The 26,985-nt window shown below is 41.4% G+C and carries 23 protein-coding genes; 16 read left to right on the top strand and 7 right to left on the bottom strand.

The window, feature by feature from the left end; translation table 11 throughout:
• Positions 1-3: 3 nt before the first annotated feature.
• Positions 4-1,260 (bottom strand): hypothetical protein, encoded by a 1,257-nt coding sequence (locus ED605_RS01940; RefSeq protein ID WP_121977240.1) that lies wholly within the window; start codon positions 1,258-1,260, stop codon positions 4-6.
• Between the two features lie 224 nt (positions 1,261-1,484).
• On the opposite strand from ED605_RS01940, the gene ED605_RS14855 reads away from it, so the two are divergent.
• The 3 genes from ED605_RS14855 to ED605_RS01925 all read left to right on the top strand — a co-directional run bounded on the left by ED605_RS14855 (position 1,485) and on the right by ED605_RS01925 (position 4,722).
• A complete protein-coding gene (locus tag ED605_RS14855) occupies positions 1,485-1,616 on the top strand; it encodes a hypothetical protein (RefSeq protein WP_263852922.1) in 132 nt (43 codons plus the stop codon).
• Positions 1,617-1,858: 242 nt separating this feature from the next.
• Positions 1,859-4,270: a phosphoketolase family protein gene (locus ED605_RS01930; RefSeq protein ID WP_121977238.1), complete on the top strand. Its 2,412-nt coding sequence runs from the start codon at positions 1,859-1,861 to the stop codon at positions 4,268-4,270.
• Between the two features lie 161 nt (positions 4,271-4,431).
• The gene (locus ED605_RS01925) at positions 4,432-4,722 is read left to right on the top strand and encodes a putative quinol monooxygenase (RefSeq protein WP_121977237.1); all 291 of its coding nucleotides are present in this window, start codon (positions 4,432-4,434) and stop codon (positions 4,720-4,722) included.
• A gap of 66 nt (positions 4,723-4,788) precedes the next feature.
• Here ED605_RS01925 and ED605_RS01920 read toward each other — a convergent pair whose 3' ends face one another.
• Positions 4,789-6,006 (bottom strand): FAD-binding oxidoreductase, encoded by a 1,218-nt coding sequence (locus ED605_RS01920; RefSeq protein ID WP_370824483.1) that lies wholly within the window; start codon positions 6,004-6,006, stop codon positions 4,789-4,791.
• 20 nt (positions 6,007-6,026) lie between these two features.
• Positions 6,027-6,185 carry a hypothetical protein gene (locus tag ED605_RS14960; protein ID WP_370824327.1) on the bottom strand — a complete coding sequence of 53 codons (159 nt, stop codon included), beginning with the start codon at positions 6,183-6,185 and terminating at the stop codon, positions 6,027-6,029.
• A gap of 319 nt (positions 6,186-6,504) precedes the next feature.
• Here ED605_RS14960 and ED605_RS01915 point away from each other — a divergent pair, with 319 nt between their 5' ends.
• On the top strand, positions 6,505-7,545 hold the full coding sequence (locus ED605_RS01915) for a baeRF6 domain-containing protein (protein WP_121977236.1): 1,041 nt from the start codon (positions 6,505-6,507) through the stop codon (positions 7,543-7,545).
• A 119-nt stretch (positions 7,546-7,664) separates the two neighbouring features.
• On the opposite strand, the gene ED605_RS01910 is transcribed toward ED605_RS01915, so the two are convergent.
• Positions 7,665-8,432 (bottom strand): DUF4931 domain-containing protein, encoded by a 768-nt coding sequence (locus ED605_RS01910; RefSeq protein ID WP_121977235.1) that lies wholly within the window; start codon positions 8,430-8,432, stop codon positions 7,665-7,667.
• A 248-nt stretch (positions 8,433-8,680) separates the two neighbouring features.
• Between ED605_RS01910 and ED605_RS01905 the strand changes: the two genes are divergently transcribed.
• From ED605_RS01905 to ED605_RS01895, 3 genes are all read left to right on the top strand, one after another.
• The gene (locus tag ED605_RS01905) at positions 8,681-9,649 is read left to right on the top strand and encodes an NAD(P)-dependent oxidoreductase (RefSeq protein ID WP_121977234.1); all 969 of its coding nucleotides are present in this window, start codon (positions 8,681-8,683) and stop codon (positions 9,647-9,649) included.
• Positions 9,650-10,124: 475 nt separating this feature from the next.
• Entirely contained in the window at positions 10,125-11,870 is a 1,746-nt protein-coding gene (locus tag ED605_RS01900; protein WP_121977233.1) for a thiamine pyrophosphate-dependent enzyme, read from the top strand.
• A gap of 149 nt (positions 11,871-12,019) precedes the next feature.
• Positions 12,020-12,937 (top strand): NADP-dependent oxidoreductase, encoded by a 918-nt coding sequence (locus ED605_RS01895; RefSeq protein WP_121977232.1) that lies wholly within the window; start codon positions 12,020-12,022, stop codon positions 12,935-12,937.
• 54 nt (positions 12,938-12,991) lie between these two features.
• On the opposite strand, the gene ED605_RS01890 is transcribed toward ED605_RS01895, so the two are convergent.
• Positions 12,992-14,884, bottom strand: coding sequence for a cation:proton antiporter family protein (locus tag ED605_RS01890; protein ID WP_121977231.1), 1,893 nt, complete (start codon positions 14,882-14,884; stop codon positions 12,992-12,994).
• Positions 14,885-15,045: 161 nt separating this feature from the next.
• On the opposite strand from ED605_RS01890, the gene ED605_RS01885 reads away from it, so the two are divergent.
• From ED605_RS01885 to ED605_RS01870, 4 genes are all read left to right on the top strand, one after another.
• Complete coding sequence (locus ED605_RS01885; RefSeq protein ID WP_121977230.1) at positions 15,046-15,474, top strand: OsmC family protein; 429 nt, start codon at positions 15,046-15,048, stop codon at positions 15,472-15,474.
• Positions 15,475-15,724: 250 nt separating this feature from the next.
• Positions 15,725-17,233, top strand: coding sequence for a phosphoenolpyruvate carboxylase (gene ppcA / locus ED605_RS01880; protein WP_121977229.1), 1,509 nt, complete (start codon positions 15,725-15,727; stop codon positions 17,231-17,233).
• Between the two features lie 106 nt (positions 17,234-17,339).
• Positions 17,340-17,777: a hypothetical protein gene (locus tag ED605_RS01875; RefSeq protein WP_225419021.1), complete on the top strand. Its 438-nt coding sequence runs from the start codon at positions 17,340-17,342 to the stop codon at positions 17,775-17,777.
• Positions 17,778-17,847: 70 nt separating this feature from the next.
• Positions 17,848-19,287: a C69 family dipeptidase gene (locus ED605_RS01870; RefSeq protein WP_121977227.1), complete on the top strand. Its 1,440-nt coding sequence runs from the start codon at positions 17,848-17,850 to the stop codon at positions 19,285-19,287.
• Positions 19,288-19,380: 93 nt separating this feature from the next.
• Here ED605_RS01870 and ED605_RS01865 read toward each other — a convergent pair whose 3' ends face one another.
• A complete protein-coding gene (locus tag ED605_RS01865; RefSeq protein WP_121977226.1) occupies positions 19,381-21,726 on the bottom strand; it encodes a UvrD-helicase domain-containing protein in 2,346 nt (781 codons plus the stop codon).
• A 230-nt stretch (positions 21,727-21,956) separates the two neighbouring features.
• On the opposite strand from ED605_RS01865, the gene ED605_RS01860 reads away from it, so the two are divergent.
• The 5 genes from ED605_RS01860 to ED605_RS01840 all read left to right on the top strand — a co-directional run bounded on the left by ED605_RS01860 (position 21,957) and on the right by ED605_RS01840 (position 26,340).
• Complete coding sequence (locus ED605_RS01860; RefSeq protein WP_121977225.1) at positions 21,957-23,144, top strand: MFS transporter; 1,188 nt, start codon at positions 21,957-21,959, stop codon at positions 23,142-23,144.
• Positions 23,141-23,989, top strand: a complete 849-nt coding sequence (gene nadC / locus ED605_RS01855) for a carboxylating nicotinate-nucleotide diphosphorylase (RefSeq protein ID WP_121977224.1) — start codon at positions 23,141-23,143, stop codon at positions 23,987-23,989. The genes ED605_RS01860 and nadC overlap by 4 nt, the downstream gene beginning before the upstream one ends.
• A 186-nt stretch (positions 23,990-24,175) precedes the next feature.
• Positions 24,176-25,318 carry an NADH-dependent flavin oxidoreductase gene (locus ED605_RS01850; protein WP_121977223.1) on the top strand — a complete coding sequence of 381 codons (1,143 nt, stop codon included), beginning with the start codon at positions 24,176-24,178 and terminating at the stop codon, positions 25,316-25,318.
• A gap of 23 nt (positions 25,319-25,341) precedes the next feature.
• Positions 25,342-25,848 carry a GNAT family N-acetyltransferase gene (locus ED605_RS01845; protein ID WP_121977222.1) on the top strand — a complete coding sequence of 169 codons (507 nt, stop codon included), beginning with the start codon at positions 25,342-25,344 and terminating at the stop codon, positions 25,846-25,848.
• 183 nt (positions 25,849-26,031) lie between these two features.
• Entirely contained in the window at positions 26,032-26,340 is a 309-nt protein-coding gene (locus ED605_RS01840) for a hypothetical protein (protein WP_121977221.1), read from the top strand.
• A gap of 6 nt (positions 26,341-26,346) precedes the next feature.
• Here ED605_RS01840 and ED605_RS01835 read toward each other — a convergent pair whose 3' ends face one another.
• Complete coding sequence (locus ED605_RS01835; RefSeq protein WP_121977220.1) at positions 26,347-26,982, bottom strand: HAD family hydrolase; 636 nt, start codon at positions 26,980-26,982, stop codon at positions 26,347-26,349.
• Positions 26,983-26,985 lie beyond the last annotated feature (3 nt).

Genomic DNA, 26,985 nt, shown 5'->3' with positions numbered 1-26,985 from the left:
AATTCACTGCCCATGCCGCTGATTCAACTGGTAATACGCCGCCCCGTAATTTGCCATAAACTCATTTAAAAGTTGTGGATCCTGCTCCATAACAAAGACGGGCTCGTCATCATCGAACAATTTTTCCTGACGCCCCTGGGTCAACGGCCAATATTTTTCAACAAAATTCGGCAGATCTTGATCTTGAATATGCTTTTTAACATACCAGTCAATAAACCGTTTCATTTGCTGAGTTGCTTTTTCAAATTCAGCAATTTCATCAAATCGTTGTTGGAGGTTTCGCTTGGCTTGATCGATTGCTTGTTGCCGCTGTTTTGTGTCAATACCATAAAATGAAATTTCCCAAAGCAACCAAGTAAAACCCTGCCAGAAGTTCCCCTTTGGAATACGGACATTCATCGCCATTAACGATTCATATGATTCCAAGTTAATCCCGGCATATTTTTCACCAGATTTTAACTCATACAACACTGGATCCCAACTATTCAAGGAATCCTTGTCTTCCTTGTTGAGGTCTACTCGATCCACCAACAATTCGTCCTTCTGCGAAGACTGGCGATGGTCATCAGCAGCCTTTAACATTTCGTGTAATTGAGCAGTCATGACTTGGTTAACTTCTGCTGCCGATCGGTCGGGATTTTCTGAACGAAATTCTGTTACGATTTGATTTAAATTGGCCGGAATCAGGGCAGCTTTAACTGCTTCTATCATTGAATAGCGAGACTGTGTCAAACCATAAACAATCACCGCACGATCAATTTGAGCAACCTGTTGATTAACATCGGCGTCTGTTGGATCAGACATTGGTGACCACTCAATCTCATGAGTGATTAAGTCACCATTATTTGTAGTTAATTGGATCTGTTTTAAATCTTGGTGGCTGCTAAGTCGCCTAAAAATAGTCTCAGAACTGTCACCTAAACGTGCTTGCTGAAAATCACGCTTAAGCACAATCCCAAAACCACTTAGCTTACCATTCGCAACTGACGAGGGTTTGAAAATCACCGCCGCAATGGCTGCTGGGGACACCTCCAAGCGGTCATCGTTTTTAAAGATCAATGTCATCTGACGCAAAGTTGCTAAATCAATTGACTGACCTCGAGCATCCAGTAGTTCAACAGTTCGAAGCGCTGTCATCTGCTTTTTTGACAAAGTTGACTGCAACGCATTTGTTAGATAATTTCCAGCACTGGTTGCTGTAATCAAATTCTGATCGGCGAGTGCTGCAATCAGCTTTCCCTTACTAATCTGATTTCCCATTCTAATTTTCATCCCCCTTGAATACTGAAACTCTTTCAATCATAATCACATTAATATTACCGATGTTTCATAGATTAGGCAAGTAATATAAGGGAAAATTAGATTATTTGTCACTTATAAAATTAAATTATGACACATTTTGCATTAATTGTTTGATATACCTAAATTTTTACTTTTGTATTGCCTTAATTTGTTGTACAATAGTTTTTGGAGAAGGTGAGCAGATGCAAGATCAATCCAGCCAAAACTTAGACCTCTACAAGCAGCTGATTAACGAAAAACACAATACTGAGAAGTATGGCACCGTTAAAGCTTATTGCTTTTTGGCAATGTTGTATATGTATCTGGGTGAGTAGCTCTCTTCTCTAAGTTGTCCTCCTTTATTATTGATCGTATTGTGGTTGTTTATTGGCGTTCACAGCTAGAATACAGTTAATAATCCTGTTTGTTTTCCTTTATTTGTAGAAACTTCGAAGATTAATCCATCTTCGAAGTTTTTTTGGTAAAAAATCTGTAAAATAATTGACCATTTAACTATTTGGCATTAACCTGTAGTCGAAGTGGAAATTTGAGCATGATATTAGGAGGCTATTAATATATGGCAAATTCTACAAAAAGTAATCAAGCTTTGAAAGAAAGAGAAACCGATTATTCCTCAAAAGACTACTTTGATTTGATGACCAAGTACTGGAGAGCAGCAAACTACATCTCCGTTGGCCAGTTGTATTTACAGGACAATCCGTTGCTGAAGCGACCACTTACCAAGGCGGACGTTAAATTCCACCCAATTGGTCACTGGGGCACGATTGCCGGGCAAAACTTTATTTACACCCATTTAAACAGAATCATTAAGAAATATAACCTGAACATGTTTTACATTGAAGGTTCAGGCCATGGTGGTCAAGTGATGGTATCCAATTCCTATCTTGATGGCAGTTACACAGAAGTTTATCCAAACATTACCCAGGATGAAAAAGGATTACAACGTTTATTCAAGCGCTTCTCATTCCCTGGTGGCGTTGCTTCTCATGCTGATGCCAAAACACCTGGTTCCATTCACGAAGGCGGTGAATTAGGTTACTCGCTTTCTCATGGCGTTGGTGCCATTCTTGATAATCCTGATGTGATTGCCGCTGTTGAAATCGGTGATGGCGAATCAGAAACTGGTCCGTTAGCCGCATCTTGGTTCTCAAATGTCTTCATCAACCCTGTTAAGGATGGTGCTGCTTTACCAATCCTGAACCTAAATGGCTTTAAGATTGCTAACCCAACGATTCTATCCCGTAAATCCGATGAAGAATTGACCAAATACTTCGAAGGAATGGGTTGGGAACCAACCTTTGTTGAAGGTGACGATCCAGAGAAGCTTAATCCGATTATGGCAAAAGCAATGGATTCAGCAACTGAAAAAATTCAGGATATTCAAAAGAAAGCTCGCGAAGGCTCTGCTGATGACGCAACTCGTCCAGTTTGGCCAATGATTATTTTACGAGCACCAAAGGGCTGGACTGGTCCAAAGGAATGGGACGGTAAGCCAATTGAGGGTTCGTTTAGAGCTCACCAAATTCCAATTCCGGTTGATTCGGAACACATGGAACATGCAGATGCTCTTGCCGACTGGCTCAAGTCTTACAAGCCGGAAGAGTTGTTTGATGAAAACGGGACTTTAAAGCCAGAAATTCGGGCAACCACACCTGATGGCGATGCTCGAATGGCCGCTAATCCGATTACCAATGGTGGTAAAGATCAAAAGCAACTTGATCTTCCGGATTGGCGTAATTATGCACTGGATAACACCAAACGTGGTGCTGGTGAGAAACGTCAAGACATGGTTGAATTGGGCAAGTTCTTCAGAGATGTCATCAAGAATAATCCGGATACTTTCCGACTATTCGGCCCTGATGAAACAGCTTCCAACCAGTTGCAAGAAGCATTTGCCGTTACCAATCGTCAATGGATGGAACCCATTCACAATCCGTATGATCAGTGGATGAAAGCCGACGGTCGAATTATCGACTCACAACTTTCTGAACACCAGGATGAAGGTTGGCTTGAAGGTTACACCTTAACTGGTCGACATGGCGTCTTTACAAGTTATGAAGCCTTCTTGCGGGTTGTTGATTCCATGTTAACCCAATACTTCAAGTGGATTCGTGAAGCTGACGAGCAACCATGGCGTCAAAAGTATCCATCTTTGAACCTGATTTCTTCCTCAACTTCATTCCAACAGGATCATAATGGTTATTCACACCAAGATCCAGGTATTTTAACCCACTTAGCCGAGAAGAAGCCACGTTACATTCGTGAATTCTTGCCGGCCGATGCAAATAGTCTTCTGGCAGTTATGCATAAAGCTTTGAATATGAAGCAAACGTTGAACGTCACGATTGCTTCCAAACACCCACGCCCACAATTCTATTCAGTTGAAGAAGCTGAACAATTAGTTGACCAAGGGTTGAAGGTCATTGATTGGGCAAGCACAACTAAGCCTGGTGAAGAACCTGATGTTGTCATGGCCGCTGCTGGAACGGAACCAAATCTTGAAAGCCTGGCCGCAATTGATATTCTGCATCAACAATTCCCAGACTTGAAGATTCGCTTTATTAACGTGGTTGACTTACTCAGATTACATTCACCACAATTCGATCCACGTGGCTTAAGTGATGAAGAATTTGACAATTACTTCACTAAAGATAAGCCGGTCGTCTTCGCCTTCCATGGATATGAAGATTTGATCGAAAGCTTATTCTTCCGTCGTCACAACAGTAACTTACATGTTCACGGTTATCGTGAAGATGGTGACATTACTACCCCATTTGATATGCGGGTACTTAACCACTTGGATCGGTTCCACTTGGCTAAGGAAGTTGCTGAAGACGTTTATGGTGAAAAGTCTTCTGAATTCACTTCTGAAATGGATAACAAACTCCAAGAACACCATGACTACATTCGTCAAAATGGTGCCGACTTGCCAGAAATCCGCAATTGGGAATGGAAAGACTTAAAATAATCAGATAAATAATCATTAATTATAAGTGATCTAACAGCTAAGAAAAAATCGGCTCGGTTGAATCTATTAAAATTCAATCAAGCCGATTTTTTTCGCATTCCCCCTCATCAAATTGGTATAATATGATTAATTGGTAAATAATAATTTGAGGGGCTGATAGAATGAAAGTCATTAATGTTGAACTAACGGTTAAACCAGGGATGCAGGCACAATACGAAGCATTCATTGATCAATTAGTGAAGGGCTCTCGCGCAGAGGCTGGCAATCTTAGCTATAACCATTTTAAAAAAATCGGTACAGATAATGAGTATGAGATTATCGAACACTGGCGAGACGCTGAAGCGGTCGAATCGCATAACAAAACACCTCATTTTCAGAAATTTTTAAAGGGCGTTGGCGATTATCTGACTAAAGATCCAGTCATCATTCGAATGGACTATCAAGAGAATTAATGAAAAGGACCACTCAAAGTTGTTTATAGCTTTGAGCGGTCCTTTTTATTAATCTTTGTTTAAAGACTAGTTAATCTTGCGCTTTGGATTCAAAATGCCCATTGGGTCGAACAGGTTCTTAATTTGATGCTGCAAAACGTCCACCTGGTCCCCCAGTTCTTCATTTGTCCACTGATTTTTAGACATTCCAACGGCATGTTCACCAGAAATGGTCCCACCTAAAGCCAGCGCTTTTCTAAATAAACGCCGGGTTGCCTCAATAACCGCTTTCGGCGGAGTTGGTTGATCGTTCCATAACAAACTTGGATGTAGATTACCATCGCCGGCGTGACCGGCCGTGTAAATGTTCACATTCAATTCTTGACCAACCTGATCAATATACGTTACCATCTCCGCCAATTTAGACAATGGAACTGCCATATCTTCCATAATGTAGTACTTAGCATTGGCAAAAACGGCCGGTAACATATCTTGACGCAATTTAATCAGCGATTTAGCCTTTTCAGCATCATCTGTTATTTGCACCTGCCAAGCACCCTGTTCGTCTAAAATCTTTTGAGTCGTTGACAACTTCAAGTCACTGGCGCTATCGATGCTAAAAATCAAAAGCGACGACGTGGCACTTTGCGAATAGTGGGTATGTTCGTATTTATCCAGTGCCCGAACTGTTTTACCATCCAGTGCTTCAAGCATTGATGGATACAAACCTGAGTTCCGAATCGCTTTAACTCCTGCTGCTAATTTGGCCATGTTATCGAAGAAAGCGATCCCGGTGATCGTTTTACCCAGCGGAATTGGAAATAGCTTAACGGTAACTTCAGTAATAATGCCCAAGGTCCCCTCTGAGCCAACTAATAATTGAGTCAAATCATACCCAAATGCTTGCTTAAAGGTTCGGCCGCCAAGTTTAATTTCCTGACCATTTGTCAGCATCACTTTTAACCCTAAAACTGAATCCTTAGTCGCACCATACCGGACCCCACTTAGGCCACCGGCATTGGTTGAAACATTGCCACCAATTGCTGACATTGGTTTTGAAGCTGGATCAGGTGCATAAAACATCCCTTGTTTACGAGCTGCGGCATCCAAATCCTGATTAACAACCCCAGGTTCAACCACCGCTAAAGAATCATCTTTATTAATTTCCTTAATATGATTCAAACGGGCTACTGACAAAATAAGACCGCCGTCAAGACCATCCGCACCAATTACCGTACTTGTATCAGCTGTTTGAGGCACAACTGGCAAATGAAACTTTTGAGCAGTTTTTAGAACGCCACGAATATCTTCCGTATCACCAACTGCTACGTAAGCCAGAATCCGACCGTAATCGAACTTTGAGCGTTTCCATTTGCTGTATGTTTTAACGCTGTTTCATCATTAACATGAATCTCAGCGTGAGGTGCCTGTTGTTTTAAAAATTCTAAAATTTGATCATGACTATAAGCTGAGAAAATCGCCATTAGTTAACACTCCCTATGAATGATTATTCTTAAAGCATTGTCGTTAATTTAAGTAATTTTTGGGCCACCATTAATTTTTAGTCTTAGCAACCAGTACTAGTTTTAAAATGAATTGAGTATCCGGTCAATCATTTACACGTTTGAATCTAAAAGAAAGTCAATCACTTATCATATTAAAAATCTTCAATACTAACTATTTATAAGTAGACTTTTCACAAGCGTCTTTGTCCCAACCAACCATGCAAATTTGATATAATGAACTTAGAAGTTATAGAATTAAAAAGTTATAACTATCATAATCTTTAAGGAGTTGGTCAAAATGGCAGTTAGAACGACCGTTTCAGAACTTGCAAAGTTACCGGACATGAATGCACCGGTCATCACACTGAACTTGAACCTGAATAAATTAGCTTACGACGCAAATGAACAACTTCGAGTAAAAAATATCTTGAAGAAAATTCAAAAAGAAGTCGGGCCAAGTATTGATTCCTTTGTTAGTGAAGTAAACGATCTGATTCGTCAAGAGTTGCCCTACGATGGTCTAACGATAATCTCGGATCGAACCGGCTCCCAAGTTTACGATCTCATTCGAACCAGTGTCGATCAAGCCGATTACCATACTGATAATGCGATTGATTTCCTGCTATTGTTAAGCGCTGCTCCTAACGCCGATTATACTTTGCTGGAGTTAAACCGAGACAATAGTAAACTTTATCAACTTCAAAATAAACGAGTCAGCCCGTTAGCCGTGGAAAATTATCCCCTAACCGTTCAAGATGCTTTGGGAACCGAACTTCGGGGCGGTGAATTGAACTTCAGTGGTAAGGCTGGCCAAACTCAATATCACGGTCATAATGAGACTAGTCAGGAAAAACAGATTGATCAAGAAAGGTATTACCATGTTTTGGAAGATTTGTTAAAGACTGAGCCGTCACTAAAGGACAAAAAAGTGATCCTTATGGGCTTACCGCAAAACATTAATCTCTTTAAAAAGATTAATCGAAGTCTTAAACTGGCTGATATTTCAATTGACCAGTCCGTCCAAAATCTAGCCCCGACTAAAATCGCTGAATTGGTTAATCAAAAAATTGAGGATTATAACAATGCCCACTCCAACGATGCGATCACGAAAACTTATCGGGACAACCTATTCACTGATTTAGACACGATTCAAAATATGTTGAATGCCAATCAAGTTCGTCAGTTGTTTGTGGCCTCTAAAGACGAGATTAACAATCAGGATCCCCAGTCTTACGCAAAAATCAATGTGATGATTAAACAGGCGCTTTCTCAAGACGCCCAAGTATCCGTTATCAAGCAACAACCGGATATGCCACTTGTCAGTGCTGTTAGTCACTAATTGGTTTAACCAAAAATAAAGGGGTTGGTTATCTCACAAAGCAGTTGCTCTGAGATAACCAACCTTTTTTATCATGCTTGAAAAATGATGATCGTGTTGAAGTTAGATTCATTAAAGCATCAAATCAGCCGCTGTTGAATTTCATCTGCAATCTCAACTAACCGCTGATGATTCTGAACCTGGGAAATTTTATAACCGACAAAGTACGGTGACGTTGCAAATCTCGGGACGATCTTGCAATAGAAACGACCATTAAGCCGATAGAAAAATAAATTATACGAAGACAGGCGACCACCCATATAATCATTCAATAAGTAACCAACAATTATGTGAACGGCATCCGCTAAGGCATCAATCCGGGATAATTTATCAATTGCAATATTAATTTCAACAAACCCGATGATTGGATTAGTCGAAAGTGTGATAGTGCGGTCGTTAGTTGTTGAAACCGGCAAACCAACAAAGTTTTTCACACCGACATTTTGATACACATCGTAGTCGTCCAAACCAACGATCTGAAAATGCGGATGTCGCAAACTACCACCCGATAGTGGGCCGAAATTCTTATACATAATGACACTTTGATAATGATGGGTTGTAATCAATTTGTGCCAACAGCTAAAGGCAAATTTGAAGACCCGGCGATTCTGATCCAGTGAGTAAAGAGAAGGTCCCCCATTATGATCGCTGGATTCAATGACGACCGTCTGAAAAGTGTTTTCCAATGTCCGAAATTTATTAACCAACCAAATCCGGTCGTCCTCTTTTGCCAAAATATGAGTTAAATGTGCCACATCACAAAATGGACAATAGCCATGAGGATGACGAATATTCTCCGGCTTTCCTTTTGCTGCGCGATAGTCAAACGTTAGTGGTTGATTTACCATTGAAGCCACCTTTTCTCTTAATTGATTAGTTATTATTGTACGTCTAGCAAGTGAAATCGTCCAGCAAGTCAATGCTAACACCCATGTAAGAAGCCCGTTAAAGAACGAATTTTGGTTTCTCTCAATGATTACCTGAAGCATTGAATTTATCTACCGAATCTCAAATGCTTAAATATTATCCTGAAAGACGAAACCATAGTAAAATTAGAGTGTTAGAAAATATCTGGAGAAAGAACGGTGATCAAGCAATGAATATTTTAGTATTGGCTGGTGATTTTGATAGTCAAAAAGTCTCCCAAGCGTTTAAGAAACTTAATTTACCAACAACTAATCAGCTATTTTTTGATGGTCGTACGATGAGTGACGAAGCGTTAGCCAAAATTGACATTGTTTTAGGCTGGGACCCGAAAGTCGTGCCAAAAATTCTTAACCTGCCAACTTCACGATTGAAGTGGATTCAGGCTTATTCAGCCGGTGTTGATTATTACCCACTATCACGTTTAGCACAAAAGGATATCCTGCTTTCAAATGTGAGTGGTATTCATGCTGAACCCATCGCGGAAAATGTCATTGGTATGATCTTAGGCTTTTACCGAGGGCTTCACACCGCCGCAATTAACCAATCCCATCAAAAATGGCAATTGCCAACTTCCCGACCACAGGTGATTACCGGCAAAAACTTAGTGATTTTTGGGACCGGCCACATCGGCACCCGAATTGCCGAGTTGGCACAAGCCTTTAAAATGAAGGTCACTGGCGTTAATCATTCCGGCCACCCTACCGATCAATTTACCAATATAATTGCCATTGATCAACTAAACAGTCAACCAGTAAGAGACGCCGATATCATCGTCAACACGTTACCGTTGACTCCCCAAACTAAGGGACTTTACAACCATACGTTCTTTAAGCTTGTGCAAAATCGGCCGCTCTTCATCAGTATTGGTCGTGGTCCCAGCACTGTCACCGATGACTTGATTGCAGCCCTTCAAGCTGGCCAACTGGGTGGCGCTGCCCTTGATGTAACTGACCCGGAACCTCTACCCGAGAACAGCCCTTTATGGCAAATGCCAAACGTGATCATTACGCCGCATATTTCGGGGCTCTATCAAAATTATCTAAAGGATGCTTTTGACATCTTTCTTAAGAATTTAGCTCAATTTGAAGAAAACGGCACCTTAATAAAGAATCAAGTCGATTTGAAATCAGGGTATTAATCAACCCATTCCGTATAGATTATCGCATGAATAAAGTACTCGAATTTAAAATGTAATAATATATGGGGTGAATTATTAACACACATATGCTATACTGTAGGCGTTGGGTCCGATATAGCCCAGCTATTGGGGATAAGATATTAGACGCGTCCAGTCCGGCCCTTGTCGGAGTGGGCGTTTTTTGGTGGCTTTCGAAAATTGGTGCCTTACACTTCGGAGTCTAACCGCTTGGATCCGCTCACTTTTATTAGGACAGCTCCAAAAAAGCAACACCACTCCTGATAAGAGATCGATCTGAAAAATCCAAACCCGGGATTTTCCAGATTGACGTCTTATCATCCGGGTGTTAACCGCTTTTTGTCCGCTCACTAAATAAATACTTGCACTTATTTCCTCAATGCGTTATATTTTTATTTGTACTTACAAAAAGTAAGCTAACGAGAAAGAAAGAATTTTAATTAGGAGTGATTCGATCATGGCAAAAATGAAAGCCGGTCAAGCTTTAGCAAAAGTTTTAGTAAGCTGGAAGATTGATCATATTTACGGGATTACCGCCGACTCCATTAACAATACTGTTGACGGACTCTATCAAGAGCGCGACAAAATTAACTATATTCAGGTTCGCCATGAAGAAGTTGGGTCATTAGCTGCCGCAGCTGATGCTAAGTTGACTGGAAAAGTTGGAATTAGTTTTGGATCAGCCGGTCCAGGCGCAACTCACCTATTTAACGGGCTTTACGATGCCAAAATGGATCACGCACCAGTGGTGGCCATTGTCGGCCAATCAGCAACGCCGATCATGAACACATTCTTTTTCCAAGAAATGGATCAGGACCCAATGTTTGTTGATCTAACCGATTTTCACAAACAAGTTACGAACGCTGACCAAATTCCATACATTATGGACGAGGCCATTCGTTACGCTTATCGAACAAAGGGACCGGCAATTATCATTATCCCTGATAACTTATCAGGAGAAGAAATTGACTTTGAGCCGTTTAAAACAGCTAAAACTTTAAGTGCTGCCACTAAGCCGACTGTTGACCCCACCGCGGTCAAAGCTGTTTACGACGCTTTAAAACAGGCCAAACATCCCGTTCTTTGGGCTGGGCTTGGAATGAAAGATGCCCGTGATGAAATTGTTGAGTTTTCCGAAAAGTTTAGCGTACCGGTCTTATCAACCGCACCCGCTACTGGTGTGATGCCGACAGATCATCCTAACTACATGGGTGCCCGGGGTCGACTTGGGACAAAACCGGCTTTTGAAGTTACCCAAGCAGCTGATCTTGTCATTCTCGCTGGTACTAACTATCCATTTAGCCGTTTCTTACCTAAGGGAATTAAATTTATTCAAATCAACAATAACGTTGCAGATTTGGGCAAGCAACGTGATATCGATTTAACCGTTCTGGCCGATGCCAAGCCATTCTTTGCCAAGTTAAATGAATTCGGTGAGGCTATTGCCCCTACCCCATTCTTAAAAGCCGCTCAAAAAGATAAACAAAATTGGGATGCTTGGTTAAACAAAGTTGCCGATGACGAAAGTGACGGCCTGGCCCCTGAAGCAGTCATTCGGGCAATTAAAGAGAATAGTACTGATCAGACAGTTTATGGCTTAGATGTTGGTAACAATTTAATGTGGTCTTTACGTCAACTGCCGTTTAATCGTCAACAAAAATTTAGTATGTCAAGCTGGTTTGGGACAATGGGTTATGCCTTGCCAGCTAGTATTGCAGCTAAACTCAGTTATCCGGATCGTCAAGTCTTCAGTATTTCGGGTGACGGCGGCTTTTCAATGGTGATGCAAGATTTGTTGACCCAAGTTCAATACAACCTGCCTATCATCAACGTGGTTCTCGAAAATAAAGCATACGGATTTATCCAACACGAAAAAATTAATCTCAAACAGGAGCCATATGGCATTCACTTTATTGGTGCCGACTGGGCTGAATTTGCTGACAGTATGGGGGCAATTGGCTTAAAAGTCACTGACCGTCAATCACTGGCCGCTGCCTTCAAAAAAGTTCAAGAATTGCAAGCAGCCGGCAACACGAAGCCGATCGTGATCGATGCCAAAGTCAAGAATCAGGATCCGGTTGATACCAGCTTTATGCCAATTGATCCGGAACAATTTGATCAGGCAACCATCGATGCCTATAATCAACAGTCACATTTATTTGATCAACCACCATTTTCAGAACTGCTTAAAAATGAAGCTTAATTAATTTCTAAGGGTCGCGGCACAATTATCTGTGCTTCGGCCCTTGTTTTATTGGCCGGTGTGCCAGTATCAATTAATTGCTTTTCCCCTGCTATGTTCATAGACTATGAGTAGCAGTGAGTCAAACATCTTACGAGGAGGTCTTTTCAATGAAAGCATTTGGATATGAACAAAACGGTGGTCCGGAAGTTTTCAAAGAATTTCAAGTTCCAATTCCGGAAATTTCGGCCAACCAGCTGTTAATCAAAACCCACGCTTTTAATCTAAATAATTTTGAGCGTGCTCAACGGGCCGGTGAATTCAAGCCGACTGATCACCGAATCATCCCCGGTAGAGACGTTGCCGGAACAGTTGATCAGGTTGGAACTGACGTGACCGGCTTTAAGATTGGGGACCGGGTTGCCGCTCATGGTCATCATGCCTACGCTGAGTTTGCCGTTGGTGAAGACACTAACACCGTTAAAATTCCAGATAACGTTTCATTCGCCCAAGCTGCTGGAATTGTAACGCCTGGTCTGGCAGCCTATAAAGGACTGCATCTTTTTGCCAACATTAAGAAGGACCAAACGATCGTTGTCAAAGGGGCTTCCGGTGGCGTCGGTTCAATTGCCGCTCAAGTTGCGCTTAGCTTGGGAGCCCACGTAATCGGCGTTGGCGCCGCTCGAAACAAAGATTATGTCAACTCACTTGGTGTTAAACAATATGTTGCTTATGACGAGCAAGATCCCGCTGAAGTGCTTGCCGATAAAGCCGATGTGGTGCTAGACGCTGCTTTAAATGGAAATGGTGCTGAAAGTGACGTGGCAATTGTTAAAAACGGTGGTGTAATCGCAACGGTTGGCGGCGGTGAGCCGGCAACCAATAAAGACGTTTCTTTTAAACACATTCACCCTACTCAGGAAATTTCCGATCGTGCAGCGTTAAAAGCTTTATTGGAGTTGATGGCTGAAAACAAGCTAACCATTAAAATCGGCTACCAGCTGCCTTTCACACTCGAAGGTGTCATTCAAGGTCATCAATTACTCGAAAGCAGACACGATGGGCGAGTCGTCATTTCGACAGACTAAAAATTAGTAAAAAACGGATCGAAACAGTGAAAATTGTTTCGGTCCGTTTTTTAATTAATTTAACTTGCCCAGTTCTCGGCGAACTTCTGGGGCTTCCTGCTTGCTACTAGTAAAAATAATGCGATCGTTTAGCTTTAATGATGTCCCACCAGTCGGTCGAATAAACCGTTTATCACGGTAAATTTGAGAAATCGTGATCTTTTCGATGAATGGCAGGTTACGTACCTGTATGTCAGCATACCGGCGATTTCGAAGCGCGACTTCATAAACGCTGGCCTCAGTCGACGTCATCAGCCGCATCGTTGACGGTGCCTCAATTAGCGCCCGCAGCATGCTGATATTAACATCCGGCGTATTGTATAATTCCACACCAAGATGCGCTAGTTCCTCCTGTTTTTCGTTTAAAATGTTTCGATCTTCAAAGCGGACAATGACCCGCTTAACACCATATTGTTTGGCGGCTTTGGCCAATTCATAGTTTTTCTTGGTATTGACTTGACCCAAAACGACAATATCTGCATCAAAAACACCTTGATTGACCATAAAACCGGTTTCCATATTATCCAATAATTCAATAGAAACTTCACTGTTAAATGCCCGGTAGTTATGCTGATTATTGGTATACATCGTGACGTCATACCACCCCTTGGCCAATTGCTGGGCAACCGGAACCGTCGTCAGGTTGGTACCGATAAAATGAACCGTGGTTTTCTTTAAATCCTCCGTCTCGGCAGAATAGAGTTTGTTAAAAATAAGTGGTCCCATCACACAAGTCAAGATTGCAGCTAGTAAAAAAGCACCGGATTGCTGACTAGTGATCTGGTGAAGGTGGCGAGCAACTTGAAGGACCGCCAAAACAACTGTAATCGTCGTCGCCGACATTGCTGTTCCGGCGACAGCGTTAGCAGTTTTAAAGCGTAATTTCAACGCAAAATAAATCAGACCTTTAGACAACCCATAAGCAATAAAAATCGCTGGAATCATTAACAACGTCTGTGAACTGGCCGCTAACTCTTTTAAATTTAAATTCACGCCGCTCATAATAAAGAAAATCGGAATGAAGAAACCATACCCGATTGAATCCAGTCGGACCTTTGTTTCCTCGTGCGGTTCCAATAACTTAATGACGATGCCGGCCAAGAAAGCCCCAAGAATTCCCTCAGCACCGACCGATTCAGCAACCGTCACTAATGTCACAATCATGAAGAAGGCTAACCGGACATCCAGTTGGGTCGTAGATTTATTAATTTTATCGAACAATTTAAAAAACGGTTTAAACCGCCAAAATAATAACGCCGCTACGACCAAAATTAACAATATCAACCAGAGTGATTTAGAATTGGGACTATACGCTGATGCATAGAACGTTAAGCCAACCATGGGGACAACTTCACCAAGTGCGGCAATCAATAGAATGGTCTGACCAAACGGCCGACTTAAAAGTTCTTTTTCCTTCAAACCGGCGATAACGATTCCCAGTGAGATTGTCATAAATAAAATTGATGATAAATAAACATCATCAAACAAGCCGACAGCTTTCAAACCAATCCCCATCAAAACTGCCAGGCCAATAATTGAGAGATAACTTAATACTGCAATCGTTAAAACTGAGTACTTAGGTGCATTTTGCCGGTCTTTTTCTTCAAGTGGTGATAAACGAGTTGGCCGTTTTTTGAAAAGGCTAAAGTCAATTTCCATGCCACTCAAAAACAGTAGAACAATCACCCCAACATTTTGTAATAAATCCAATGTATTGTTAGTTTGAATCAAATTTAATAAAGACGGCCCCAGCACAACACCGACAAGAATTTCCACAACGGCAGTTGGCAGAAAGGTCACTTTAAAACGGGCCATTGCCAGCGGAATAAATAACGCCGCAAGTAAAATAATAACTAATGATAGCTGGTTCAAAATATCAACCCTTTTCCAATTTGACTTTAAAATCATTATGAACTACCACTTTAATGGAAATCAGATCAAATTTCAAATATAATCATCCCCTCAAATCAACCTTTACCCGACAACTTAACCATGGATTATTTTAAACACGCTTTCAAACTAGATGAAAATGGTTATAATAGAGAGAAACTAATTTGGAGGTCTTTTTCATGACGTCACGATGGCAACAAGCACTATATACCACTGAGGGAATCAATTCAGAAGGCTTGGAAGGGCATGCTTACGTTCCCGGGGGATTGAAAGTTCAAACCAGCAGTCCGCTTAACTCGCATCCGGGAACTAATCCTGAGCAATTACTCAGTCTGTCATTAAGCACTTGCTTGGAAGCAACACTTGAAGCAATCGAACGCGAACATCAATTACCCCATACGGCTGCTGTCCGAGTTCAAGTTGCATTTATCGGTGAGCGCGCCCACTATGAATTTTTAGTCAACGCACAAATCAAAATTGACGGGGTTGATTTTAAGACAGCTCAAGAGTTAACGGCCGAAGCAGAAAAGCGTTGCTGCGTGTCACAACTTTTGGCCGGCAGCCAAAACTATACTGTTGAAACCGTCACTAAATTCACCGACAATTAATAAGTCTAGACCCTTAAATTAAAATATTTTTAATTTAAATTGAGTTAATTTCCAATCTGGGGTAGTAACTCGGCTTAATTTGCGGTAATATTTATTTACATTAAGGAGTTAATCACCTGATTTTATTCGTATTTTTTCAACTTTTGTTAAAAATTATGTATAAAATTTGCTGATTTAAAATTAATCTTTAAAAAATACCATTTTATGGATTAATCTCATGATATAACAAAAACTTAGGAGGTATTTCTTTATGGATAGAAAAATCCCAAACATTATGGGTACACAACATCCAGATAACGCAGGCGTTCCATTTTTTAAAGATCATAAAAACCCATTCATTTCAGCTTATCGAGAAATTGATGAAGCTTACCAAAATTTCTCCACTTTGGATGCGGACGAATATATGTGGGACTGGGAAGGCAAACATGCGGATGCATCAGTCATTGATCGATTATATTCGGAACATTATGATTATTTTAAGAAGCATCCCCTTGGTCGTGACAAGTTCTTAACTTTCCGATTTCCAAATATCTGGGAAGAAAAAGGCTACAGTCTAATGCAAGCCATGACCACCATTCTTTCAGCTGAAGATTTTGCTAAAGATCTGGGATTTGACCAACGCCCACTTTTCGAAGCAATTCTGCCAATGACCCAATCTGCTGACCAATTAATTGAAATGGAAGACAAGTTTGCCAGCCTTGCCCACTATAAGTCAAAAGAATTTAATACTGGTCATGAAAATTCAGACACGCTACAAATGATCCCCCTGTTTGAAGGCTTTCAATCACAACTGGATGCACCGGAAATTTTGGAAAAATTCATTGAATTGTACAAGAAGCATTTTGGCCGCGATGTTGAATACATGCGGGTCTTCTTAGCCGGATCAGATTCAGCACTTTCTAATGGTTTTCTAAACAGTATTATCGGTAATAAATTGGCTCTGAGCCACCTTGCCAAGTTCGAAGATCAAACCGGACTGCCAATTTATCCAATTGCCGGAATGGGCAGCACCGTTTTCCGGGGCGGCTTGTCACCCTTAATGTTGGATCGCTATCTGGAAGAATTCCCAGGTTTGAAGACAGCGACGATTCAGTCTGCCTTCCGGTATGACTATCCACTGGACGTTGTAGAACCGGCCATTATGAAGCTGCGTGAAGGCTTACAAGAAAGTAAATTCCAAATCATCAACGAAGACGATGAGAAAACGCTATTGGAAATTGCTGAAAAAGCAGCTAAAGAATATCACGTCACTTTGGATCCACTGATTAACGATTTACAACCGATTTTTGACGTCTTTCCAAAACGTCGTGATCGTCACCAACACGTTGGGATTATCGGTTACTCACGTGATGTGGACGGCTATAAGATGCCTCGGGCGATTACCTTTACAGGAACCCTTTATTCAATTGGTGTCCCACCCGAATTTATTGGCGTTGGCCGCGTCTTAACCAAATTAAGCGATAAGGAATTAACCGTTCTTCGAAAGTATTACCACAACATTAAAGGCGATTATGAACACGTTGCCCACTACTTCAGTAAAGAAGCACTAACTGAACTGCAACGTCAGAATCCAGCTTGGAAGGCCGTTGATGATGATATTGAAGGCATCGAAAAGCTCTTTGGAATTGTTGCAGGACCGGAAAGTGAAGAAGAAGAGAAACATGCTCAACTGGCTGCGGATCTAGTTAAAATTTCGGATGATACAACCAAAACAGCTTTAATTCAGCGTCAAGCAACGCTCAGAAAATTCTTAGGTTAATTGACCCTTTTAAAAAGACACTTTTACCAGTGTCTTTTTTAATTGTCCGTCTTATAATGAAAGTTGGACCAATTATTTTTCATATCGTAGACTGGAGTGCTTTAAGATGTTTAAAAAACGTTTATTAAGTGGTTTGATTGGAACTGGACTTGCATTAACAGTTGGGATCGGGATTTCAACACCGGCTTCTGCCAGCCAAATGCCTGGATCACTGACTTATCGGAAAACGGATCAATTTGCAAAAATCGGTTCCAATTATAAACAATTTAAATTATACAACCATGTTCCAAATAGTCACTTTAAGGCCATTAAAACAATTTCTTGGAGAAAAGCCGGCTTAAGCGACAACGGCATCACTAACAGTACCGTTCATATTGATCTGTACGCTACCCAGGGAACTCAATATAACTGGTACCGAATTTCCAAAGCAACGATTTTGCGAAAACACCAAATTCAAAACAAAAAGGCCAAAAAATATTGGGTTTATGGTCAAGCACTTATTTTTCCTAAAACAACTACCGTATCGGTTTTTCAAAACGACTAATTTAAGCCGGTTCCAAAGACCATTATTTGTTACTACCAATCTTTTTTGAATTTTGAAAGGATGAATTTAATTGAAATCAACCAGAAACCTCTCCAGCTGCACGGCTGTGTTGGTTGGAAAAAATGCCACTGTTGACGGGTCAACCATGATTGCCCGAAATGAAGATGCCGGCAGCGGGATCAATCCCAAACGGTTTATTGTGGTTAACCCGGAAGATCAGCCTTCAACCTACATATCGACGTTTAATCAATTCAGGCTGGATTTACCTGATCATCCCCTTCGCTACACGGAAACACCTTGTGCAGACGTAAGTGATGGCCTTTGGGGCGAATCAGGGATCAATGCTGCCAACGTTGCAATGAGTTCAACTGAAACCGAGTTTACCAACACCACGATGCTTGGACTTGATCCATTAGTTCCTGATGGGATTGGCGAAGAGGCAATGCTAACCGTCGTTCTCCCTTATATTCACAATGCACGTGACGGGGTTACTCGGTTAGGCAAATTAGTGTCCAAATATGGCACCTGTGAAAGCAACGGGATCGCTTTCTCTGATCAAGACGAAGTATGGTACTTCGAAACGGTTGGCGGTCACCACTGGGCAGCTGAACGAATTCCGGATGATACGTACGTCATTGCACCTAACCAAACCGGTATTCAGGAAATTGATTTTAATGATCCTGAGCATTACATGTATTCAGATGATCTAAAAGAATTTGCTGAAAAATACCACTTGAACAAATCACCGAAAGGCTTTAACTTTCGAAATATTTTTGGTGAGGACGTCCAAAGTGACCACTATTACAATACGCCGCGAGTTTGGTACGGCCAAAAGGTCTTAAATCCTGAAATTGATCAAAATCCTGAAAGTCGTGAAATGCCTTTTAGTCGGGTACCGTCACACTTGGTCTCAATCGAAGATGTCACCTTTATTTTAAGCAGTCATTATCAGGGAACCGTCTTTGATCCTTATGGCAAAATTGGAACTCCTGAAACCCGCCAGCGTTATCGACCGATTGGAATGAACCGTAACCAAGAAATGCACATTCTTCAAATCCGGCCCGATTTCCCTGCCAATCACGCCGCCATTCACTGGCTGGCTGAAGGGGTTAACATTTTTAATTCACCCGTGCCATTTTTTGCAAATTGCACCGATACACCCAGCAATTTCAAAGAAACCCCACTTCGCACAACCACCGAAAGTTTTTATTGGCTGAATAAATTAATTGCCATGTTAGCTGATCCATTTTTTGCTGAACATGATCTAGCAGCCATGACCGCCGTCTCTGAAAGTCGAAAATTTGGCTTGGCTGCCGGTCGACGAGCAGTTGCTCAAGCTGATCGTCAATATGCCACAATTTCAGCAGAGGATTTACCAAAGTGGCACACAGAATGCAATCAGAAAATTGCAGCAACCGTAACTGATAATCTGAAAGACTTACTCCATCAATTAGTACTGTTACGAGCCGAAAAAATGGTACCAACCTTTGAAAAGGGTGGCGAACTTTAACCAATTTGCATCATCACATCGAACAAATTAAAAACATGGACCAGGGAGGTCAACTCCTCAGTCCATGTTTTTGTGTATGTTCAACTCACGAAGTTATTTTTTGGATTTCTTTTCTTTGTCAGGTTGAATTGTCTTGGCTATTATCGGCACTTGACGTAATAATGGGCTGGCATTTGACCCGACGCTGACATTCAAAACATCTTTAGCACGGGTTAAGCCAACGTAAATCAATCGACGTTCCTCTTCAATAAACTGAGAATAGTGGCGAATCGCCGTATACCAATTATAGAGTAAATCAAGGTCCGCACTTTGACATCCTTCAAGTGACAATTTTTCCAAATCAAAGTGCTTATTTCGACGAACATCATCGGTAATTGTAATAAATGCGTCTTCTAATACCCCAGTCACTTCTTTGACCCGATGACCATGCGCCATTAAATAATTCCAACGTTCAACAAACTCTTCAAAGCTGAGGTCAGGGTGAAACCAGTCATTAATGATGGTTGTTCCAACTGGCAACTGTTTATCAGATAGGCCGTAAAGATAAACGTATTGAAACTCCAACCCTTTTGCCTGATGAAGACTCAAAAATTGAACATTATGACCAGGTAAATCAACCGTAAATTCATCATTTTCCAAAAGTTGACGTTTTTGATCTTCACTTGTAAACCACTCGTCCGGATTGGTGACTTGCTTGATTTCATTTTCAAGATAGATTGTAATATCTGTAAAAGTTTCCTTTGAAATATAATCATTTTTAGTCATGTAATCAAAATAAATATCGGTTAGTGCCAACACTGTCTGCCAAATTTTTATAAAGACATCGTTTAATGTTAACTCAGACTGCGATGCTTCAGCCTTTCGGCGTGACTCAGCAATAAGTTTAAAAGCCGTTTTAACCCTGGCATCAATTCGACCAAACCGCTTTTGTTCAGTCGTTCTCTGGTGAGACCAATTATAGCGGGTGGCTGCATCAAGGTAGTCACTTAATGTATCTGCTCCGCCAGTTGCCTTGTTAACTTGATTGACATGGCGACGATAGGAAGTAAACCCAATTCGGGTAGCTTGGGTGTAAAAAGCGTCAAACCGATCTTCCCAAAACGCTTGTAATAAGTTAACCAAAATCCGATAAATCAGGGTTCTTTGCAAAATAGCATTCCGATTATTAATGCTGACGTAAATCTGTTGATTAGCCAACCAATCTGCCACCAACGTCCGATCAGCATTGTAGCGCACCAAAACGGCAATTTGGCGATCATCAACTTTAGGATCACGAATTTGCGAAACCAATTTAGCGAACATTGGACTTTTAGGATCAAAACCAGCAGCTTTTAAAGGATAAACGTTAATTTGACCACTATCTTGATGAAAAGCCGATAATTTTTTGGCTAAGCGAACATAGTTATGCTGAATTAACGGCTTGGCTTCCGTTAAAATCTGACCACCTGTACGATAATTCGTCGATAAATGATAAGTTTTGGCACCTGGTAAGATATCCTGAAACTTCAAAATAAACTTAGGATTACTACCCCGAAAGGAATAAATACTCTGATCATCATCGCCAATCACCATCAATCGTGCCAAAGCTTCTTTGGAAAGCAACTTAGTCATGATTTCCCATTGAAGATTATCAATATCCTGAAATTCATCCATCACGACAAACTTAAAGCGCGTCATTGCCTGTCGAAAATAAGCTTCATAAGTTGGATCATCCAATAATTGGCGTAATAAGATCTTCATATCGTTAAAATCAACCAAACTATTTTGACGTTTCAAAATCACATATTCCTTCATCACTGCCAAATAGTCAGTATAAAAGTCCAAATCATATTCATCCTCACCCGCTTCAACTAAGGCTGCTTTAAGTGCTGCCGCATTAGTCAGATCAGCAAACCCAATCGGTGAAATCCCTCGATTAATGATAAATTCGGCCAATTCAAACATCTGATCCAGAATTTCACTGGGTGAATTAATCTGGCTCTTGGTTCGCCGAATTTGTCTGGTTAAAGTCGAAGAAAATTTCGTATAACTTGGTAAGACAGAAGTCTCTCGAAATGCCGGTGTTTGACGTAACAACCGGTAAAACAGCGCATGAAATGTACTAAAATATGGCATGTCACTCATTTCAAGATCCATCCCGGCATCAGTTAATTGGGCCAAGTATTGGCGATAACGAATTTCCATATCCGTTTGTGCTTTTTTGGAAAAGGTAATCCCCAAAACATTTTCCGGAGAAATCGTTCCTGTCAAAATGGCGACCAAAGTCGTTAGCATAAAAATCGTCGTTTTACCGGATCCTGCACAAGCATTAATCAGCGTTGGTTGTTGAAACGGCTGATTTAAAATAGCCAGTTGTTCCGCTGAAAAATGCATATTAGTTGCTCTTTCCAGCAGCTTAATGGCATCATCCCGGCTCAAATTAACCGTCGGTTGTTGCATAATGTGCCTACTTTCTTTAAATTCTCTGATAAAGATTCTGTTCCATTCTCAACTGAACGCCCATCATTTGTCAAGAGAACATACTATCTCTTATTGCCAATTAACCCGTTTAGAACTTGATAATTTTTTTAAATGGGCGTATTCTCTTAATTAAAGTAATTATTACTTTTATTTTAGCTGATTTAAAGTTATAGTTACTTTTATTATCTTAAAAAGGAGCTCTTTTTTATATGGAAAACACCAATCAGCGGACACTGTCCCGCATTTTTTTAATTATTGGCACCGCTTGGATGTTTGATGCCATGGACGTCGGCCTGCTATCATTTATTATGTCAATTGTCCATAAACAATGGGCACTCACTAATTCACAAACCGGCCTTATCAGCTCAATCAGCACAGTCGGCATGGTCTGTGGTGGCTTTTATTTTGGTCGGCTGGCCGATAAAATTGGTCGAAAAAACACGCTAATTGCGACGCTGCTCACCTTTTCAGTTGGTAATTTGATTTTAGCCGGCTCCCCCGGTTTCTTCGTCTTCTTAGCCATCCGCTTCTTTGTCGGCATGGGCCTTGGTGGTGAGTTACCCGTGGCTGCCACCTACATTGCGGATATTTATAAAGGTCACAAACGCTCACAAATGTTGATTTTGGCGGACAGTTTCTGGGCAGTTGGCTGGCTGTTGGCTTCATTCTTGTCATTTCTATTAACACCGGTTTTGGGCTGGCGGGGAATTTTAATCATTACCGCCTTCACCGGCTTCTTTGCGCTGATTTTACGTCGACACTTACACGAAAGTCAGCCGCAAGCTGCGTCGGCTAAGAATTGGTCAACCATATTTGTGCAAACATTTCAGCCGTGGACACTGATGCTGTGGCTGGCTTGGTTCATGGTCATGTTCAGTTACTATGGTATGTTTATGTGGCTGCCAAGTATCATGGTTGATAAAGGCTTTGGCATCGTTAATAGTTTCGGTTACACAACCATTATTGTTGTTGCGCAGTTGCCAGGCTATTTTTGTGCGGCTTGGTTAGCCAAACGCATTAAAATTAAGTACGTCTTCGCCGGCTACATGTTAGGCACTGCGATCGGGGCCATTTTATTTGGCCAGTCCATTTCTGCTGCAATGATCGTTGTTTTGGGATGCTTACTCTCATTCTTCAATTTAGGGGCATACGGTGCAATTATCGCCTTGACACCAGCCTTATATCAAACCGCCGTTCGAGGGACCATGACTGGTTTGGCGCAAGGAATTGGCCGCATTGGTGCAATTTTCGGTCCACTCCTAATCGGCATCTTAATGGATCATCAAGTTGGCATCAATCTAATTTTTATTATCTTTATGATCTCTTTAATCATCGGTGCACTCGCAGTTTTGGCTTTACCCGCATCATCAACACACTCGGAGGTGGTTCACCAATGAATCCCATTCTATTAAACGAAAAAATAGCTGATTTCCTTAAAGAAGATATCGGGTTTGATGATTTAAGTGTCCGCTATTTACCAACCGATAAAGTATTAACCGGCTGCTTTATCGCTAAACAATCCGGCATTTTATGTGGCCAACAAGTTCCCCAAACAGCTTATGACTTACTGGGTGATGCAACCTATACGCCACTGGTAACTGATGGAACGGCCGTAATAAAGGGCCAAAAGATTGGTAAAGTGACAGGAAAAGCAGCCCCAATTTTATCCAGTGAACGGGTAACTCTTAACCTCATGCAGCTAATGAGTGGTATCGCCACCAAGACTGCTGACTGTGTGAAGCAGTTGGCAGATCCAACAATTAAAATTACGGATACCCGTAAGACCACCCCTGGGTTAAGACTTTTTGAAAAATACGCAGTGACGGTTGGTGGCGGCTTTAACCATCGCTTTGACCTGACGAATGCTGTTATGCTTAAAGACAACCACATTGCGCTGGCAGGTGGTGTTAAGCCGGCAATTTCAATGGTTCGAAAACAGCTCGGCCCGTTGACCCCGATTGAAATTGAAGTGGAAACCAAGTCTGAACTTCAAGCCGCCATTTCATCCGGCGCCGACGTCATCATGTTTGACAACCAATCTCCTGAAACTATCAAAAACTGGCAACAATTGGTTCCTGACTCAATTAAGACTGAGGCATCCGGTGGGATTTCCGAAGCCACCATTGCGCAATTTGCCGGTTGTGGCGTTGATTTCATTTCAATGGGCAACTTAACCAACGCCATTGCACCTTTGGACATCAGTTTTTTAGTGGAAGGTGCCATTAAAAAACCATCTTTTTAGCCATTTTAAGTTATAAGCACCCTAGCAACCATTGATACTGTTTATCTTTTTTTAAAGATTTTTTCTTTTAAAACGCTCTATTAAGGAAAATTGCCTTAACAAAGCGTTTTTTATATCCATCTTAATTTGACTTTTATGCTAAAATTATATTGTACTTGTTGATCAAATGTCCATGGGGGTCGTTTAATGACTAACTATAATTTTTTAAAGCCTTACACACTTCGCAATGGCGTGACCGTCAAAAATCGAATTGCAATGTCGCCAATGACGGAACAATCCAGCTTTGAAAACGGGGCCATTACCAGTGATGAAATTAATTACTACCGATTAAGAGCTGGTGGCGTTGGTCTATTAATCACCGGCTGCGCCAACGTTAACGATTTAGGCAAGGGCTTTGAGGGCGAATTAAGTGTCGCTCACAGAAGCATGCTACCGGGATTGACCCGTTTGGCAAACGCCATCAAGATCGATGGCACCAAAGCTATTTTGCAGATTTTTAGTGCCGGTCGAATGAGTAATTCAAAAGTTCTTCGTGGTCAACAACCCGTTTCGGCAAGCGCTGTCGCAGCACTTAGGCCGGATGCTGAAGTGCCAAGAGCGCTATCATCAGCCGAAATTGAACAAACGATTACCGATTTTGCCAACGCAACTAAATTAGCAATTGATGCCGGCTTTGACGGTGTCGAACTTCACGGTGCCAACACTTACCTGATGCAACAATTTTTCAGTCCGCATTCCAATCGACGAACTGATCAATGGGGCGGTTCATTGGAAAACCGGATGCGGTTCCCATTAGCCGTTGTGGATGCCTGTGCCAACGTTATCAAGGCAGCCAAGCAACCGTTTATTCTTGGTTATCGAATTTCACCTGAAGAAATTGAAGAACCGGGGATCCGGCTGGCAGATACACTCGCATTGGTCAAACAGCTTAATCAAAAGCCCATTGATTACCTTCACATTTCGTTAGCCGATGCCTGGGGCAGTTCAATCGTTGATAAAACCGATCATCAGCCGGTCTTTGAAAAAATTCAAAAGGTAATCGCTGATGATTTACCACTTATGGTTGTCGGTCATTTGGCAACCCCAACTCAAGTTGAAAAACTACTTAGCACTGGCGTTGAATTCGCCGCAATTGGGCGTGAATTGATTCGTGAACCAAAGTGGGTTCAAAAAGTGATGGCCGGTGATGAAAAAGCCATCCGATACACCTTCTCTTTGGAAGATTTAGATGAATTAAAGGTCACTCCGCCCCTCTTAAATTTCTTAATGACCGCCTTTAGACGCGGTTTCCCACTTTCAACGGATGAGCACCAAATCAAAACACAGTAGATAATAGATAAGGAGTAATTTTGATGGTTAAAATTCAAATCGCTGAACCTAAAGATGCTGACGTGATTTATCGTCACCTGCTGAAGGTCAGTAACCAAACAAACAATTTAAATTACAGTCAAAAAGACGTCCATAAATACCTTGATGAGCTTAAAATTTCCGACCAATTACATGACAATGAGACTGCGGTTTCATTTATTGCCTTTGAAGATGATGAAGTGATTGGGCTTGTCCAACTTACTCGAAAGAATTTACCCAGGTTCATTAACCGTGGTGAACTTTCCGTTTCAATCGACCAAGATTTTTGGAACCAAGGTGTTGGCAACGACTTATTAGCAAAAGCAATTAACTGGGCAATTGACGAATGGCACTTGCGCGGAATCTATCTTAACGTTCTTTCCGGTAATCTTCGAGCAATCAACCTCTATAAAAAACATGGCTTCAAGATTGTCGGGGATCTACCATTATTAATGACCATTAGTGGTCGAGATACTGCCGGTAAACTAATGTTTAAAGAAATCGACAACTAGATATCAGCACAACAAAACCGACGGCAAAATCTTATTTTTGTCGTCGGTTTTTTGTTGGAAGAAGGGCCAATCAATTGCCAGCATTTTCGGATAAGTTGATTAAATCTTTTACCATTTTCCAATCAATCAGACGGGTATAATAAAGATAGAAGTTTTAATAATTTAGGAAAGAAGTTCTTCAGATTGAAAGAGACATTCAAAGTTCCCTGTCATGATAACGAAATTACATTAACTGTCGATGATGTCAGCTATCAATACCTAGCCCTAAGACGTGAGTCGCCGGATATTGCACCCTTAGAGTCGGTCGACGTCACCTTAACGGATGAATCGATTGATGACCACGCTTACTACGAAGTTGCCGGATTTAGCGTCATGTCAGGTGCAACGTTGCAGGATCATCAATTAGCTCCTGGTGATTACGCAGTTTATCGAGCCACTCCCGGTAGTCATCCGAGCATGGTCGTTCGCCAATTAAGAGCGTTTAAGTCTTAACAAAATTTAGAGCCGTTTCAGTAGGTGATCAACCAATTCATCTGGCGAAATAAAAACGTTTGGATTAAACTGACGGAGCCGATCTGCATTTGCGTCAACCGACCAAGCCGCTGAATAACAGTTAATGCCCACCTCTTGACAGGCATTGATATCGCCTACTGTATCCGCAACATAAGCCATTTGGCTTGGCGATAATTGATATTGATTCAATAACTTTTTAAAATTAGCTGCTTTATTAGGCCCCTTTGCCGAACCGGTTAAAATCGGTGCAAATTGACCCGTCAGCTTAAGGCTGGCTAAACTAATTTGGCAGCTGATTTCTCCCTTCCCGGTGACCAGTGGGGTTCTAATTTGATGCGTCTTTAAAACTTTAAGTAAGTTCAAAATCCCGGGAAATGGTGCCGTTAATTGCCGATGATTCTGCCGATATTGCTGATAAAACTGTTCTAAAGCATCTGATGGTGGATTGGGAATCAATTGATGCAACATGCCAACTTCATTAGCGCCAAAAGTGGCTAGAATTTCCTGATCCGTCACTTGGCGACCTGTGTACCTTAAGACAATTTGACGAAAAGAAGCCAAAATTACCGGAAAAGTTTCTGCAATTGTCCCATCAAGATCAAACGCAATCAGTTTATACATGTC

Source organism: Lentilactobacillus raoultii (assembly GCF_900411375.1).
Taxonomy (GTDB): Bacteria; Bacillota; Bacilli; order Lactobacillales; family Lactobacillaceae; genus Lentilactobacillus; species Lentilactobacillus raoultii.
This window is presented reverse-complemented; position numbering and strand designations above follow the sequence as displayed.

Excerpts from the sequence above, each read along its gene's own strand:
- ED605_RS01940 (WP_121977240.1), bottom strand. The coding sequence starts at position 1,260 with ATGGGAAATCAGATTAGTAAGGGAAAGCTGATTGCAGCACTCGCCGAT.
- ED605_RS14855 (WP_263852922.1), top strand. The coding sequence starts at position 1,485 with ATGCAAGATCAATCCAGCCAAAACTTAGACCTCTACAAGCAGCTGATT.
- ED605_RS01930 (WP_121977238.1), top strand. The coding sequence starts at position 1,859 with ATGGCAAATTCTACAAAAAGTAATCAAGCTTTGAAAGAAAGAGAAACC.
- ED605_RS01925 (WP_121977237.1), top strand. The coding sequence starts at position 4,432 with ATGAAAGTCATTAATGTTGAACTAACGGTTAAACCAGGGATGCAGGCA.
- ED605_RS14960 (WP_370824327.1), bottom strand. The coding sequence starts at position 6,185 with ATGGCGATTTTCTCAGCTTATAGTCATGATCAAATTTTAGAATTTTTA.
- ED605_RS01915 (WP_121977236.1), top strand. The coding sequence starts at position 6,505 with ATGGCAGTTAGAACGACCGTTTCAGAACTTGCAAAGTTACCGGACATG.
- ED605_RS01910 (WP_121977235.1), bottom strand. The coding sequence starts at position 8,432 with ATGGTAAATCAACCACTAACGTTTGACTATCGCGCAGCAAAAGGAAAG.
- ED605_RS01905 (WP_121977234.1), top strand. The coding sequence starts at position 8,681 with ATGAATATTTTAGTATTGGCTGGTGATTTTGATAGTCAAAAAGTCTCC.
- ED605_RS01900 (WP_121977233.1), top strand. The coding sequence starts at position 10,125 with ATGGCAAAAATGAAAGCCGGTCAAGCTTTAGCAAAAGTTTTAGTAAGC.
- ED605_RS01895 (WP_121977232.1), top strand. The coding sequence starts at position 12,020 with ATGAAAGCATTTGGATATGAACAAAACGGTGGTCCGGAAGTTTTCAAA.
- ED605_RS01890 (WP_121977231.1), bottom strand. The coding sequence starts at position 14,884 with ATGATTTTAAAGTCAAATTGGAAAAGGGTTGATATTTTGAACCAGCTA.
- ED605_RS01885 (WP_121977230.1), top strand. The coding sequence starts at position 15,046 with ATGACGTCACGATGGCAACAAGCACTATATACCACTGAGGGAATCAAT.
- ppcA (WP_121977229.1), top strand. The coding sequence starts at position 15,725 with ATGGATAGAAAAATCCCAAACATTATGGGTACACAACATCCAGATAAC.
- ED605_RS01875 (WP_225419021.1), top strand. The coding sequence starts at position 17,340 with ATGTTTAAAAAACGTTTATTAAGTGGTTTGATTGGAACTGGACTTGCA.
- ED605_RS01865 (WP_121977226.1), bottom strand. The coding sequence starts at position 21,726 with ATGCAACAACCGACGGTTAATTTGAGCCGGGATGATGCCATTAAGCTG.
- ED605_RS01860 (WP_121977225.1), top strand. The coding sequence starts at position 21,957 with ATGGAAAACACCAATCAGCGGACACTGTCCCGCATTTTTTTAATTATT.
- nadC (WP_121977224.1), top strand. The coding sequence starts at position 23,141 with ATGAATCCCATTCTATTAAACGAAAAAATAGCTGATTTCCTTAAAGAA.
- ED605_RS01850 (WP_121977223.1), top strand. The coding sequence starts at position 24,176 with ATGACTAACTATAATTTTTTAAAGCCTTACACACTTCGCAATGGCGTG.
- ED605_RS01845 (WP_121977222.1), top strand. The coding sequence starts at position 25,342 with ATGGTTAAAATTCAAATCGCTGAACCTAAAGATGCTGACGTGATTTAT.
- ED605_RS01835 (WP_121977220.1), bottom strand. The coding sequence starts at position 26,982 with ATGTATAAACTGATTGCGTTTGATCTTGATGGGACAATTGCAGAAACT.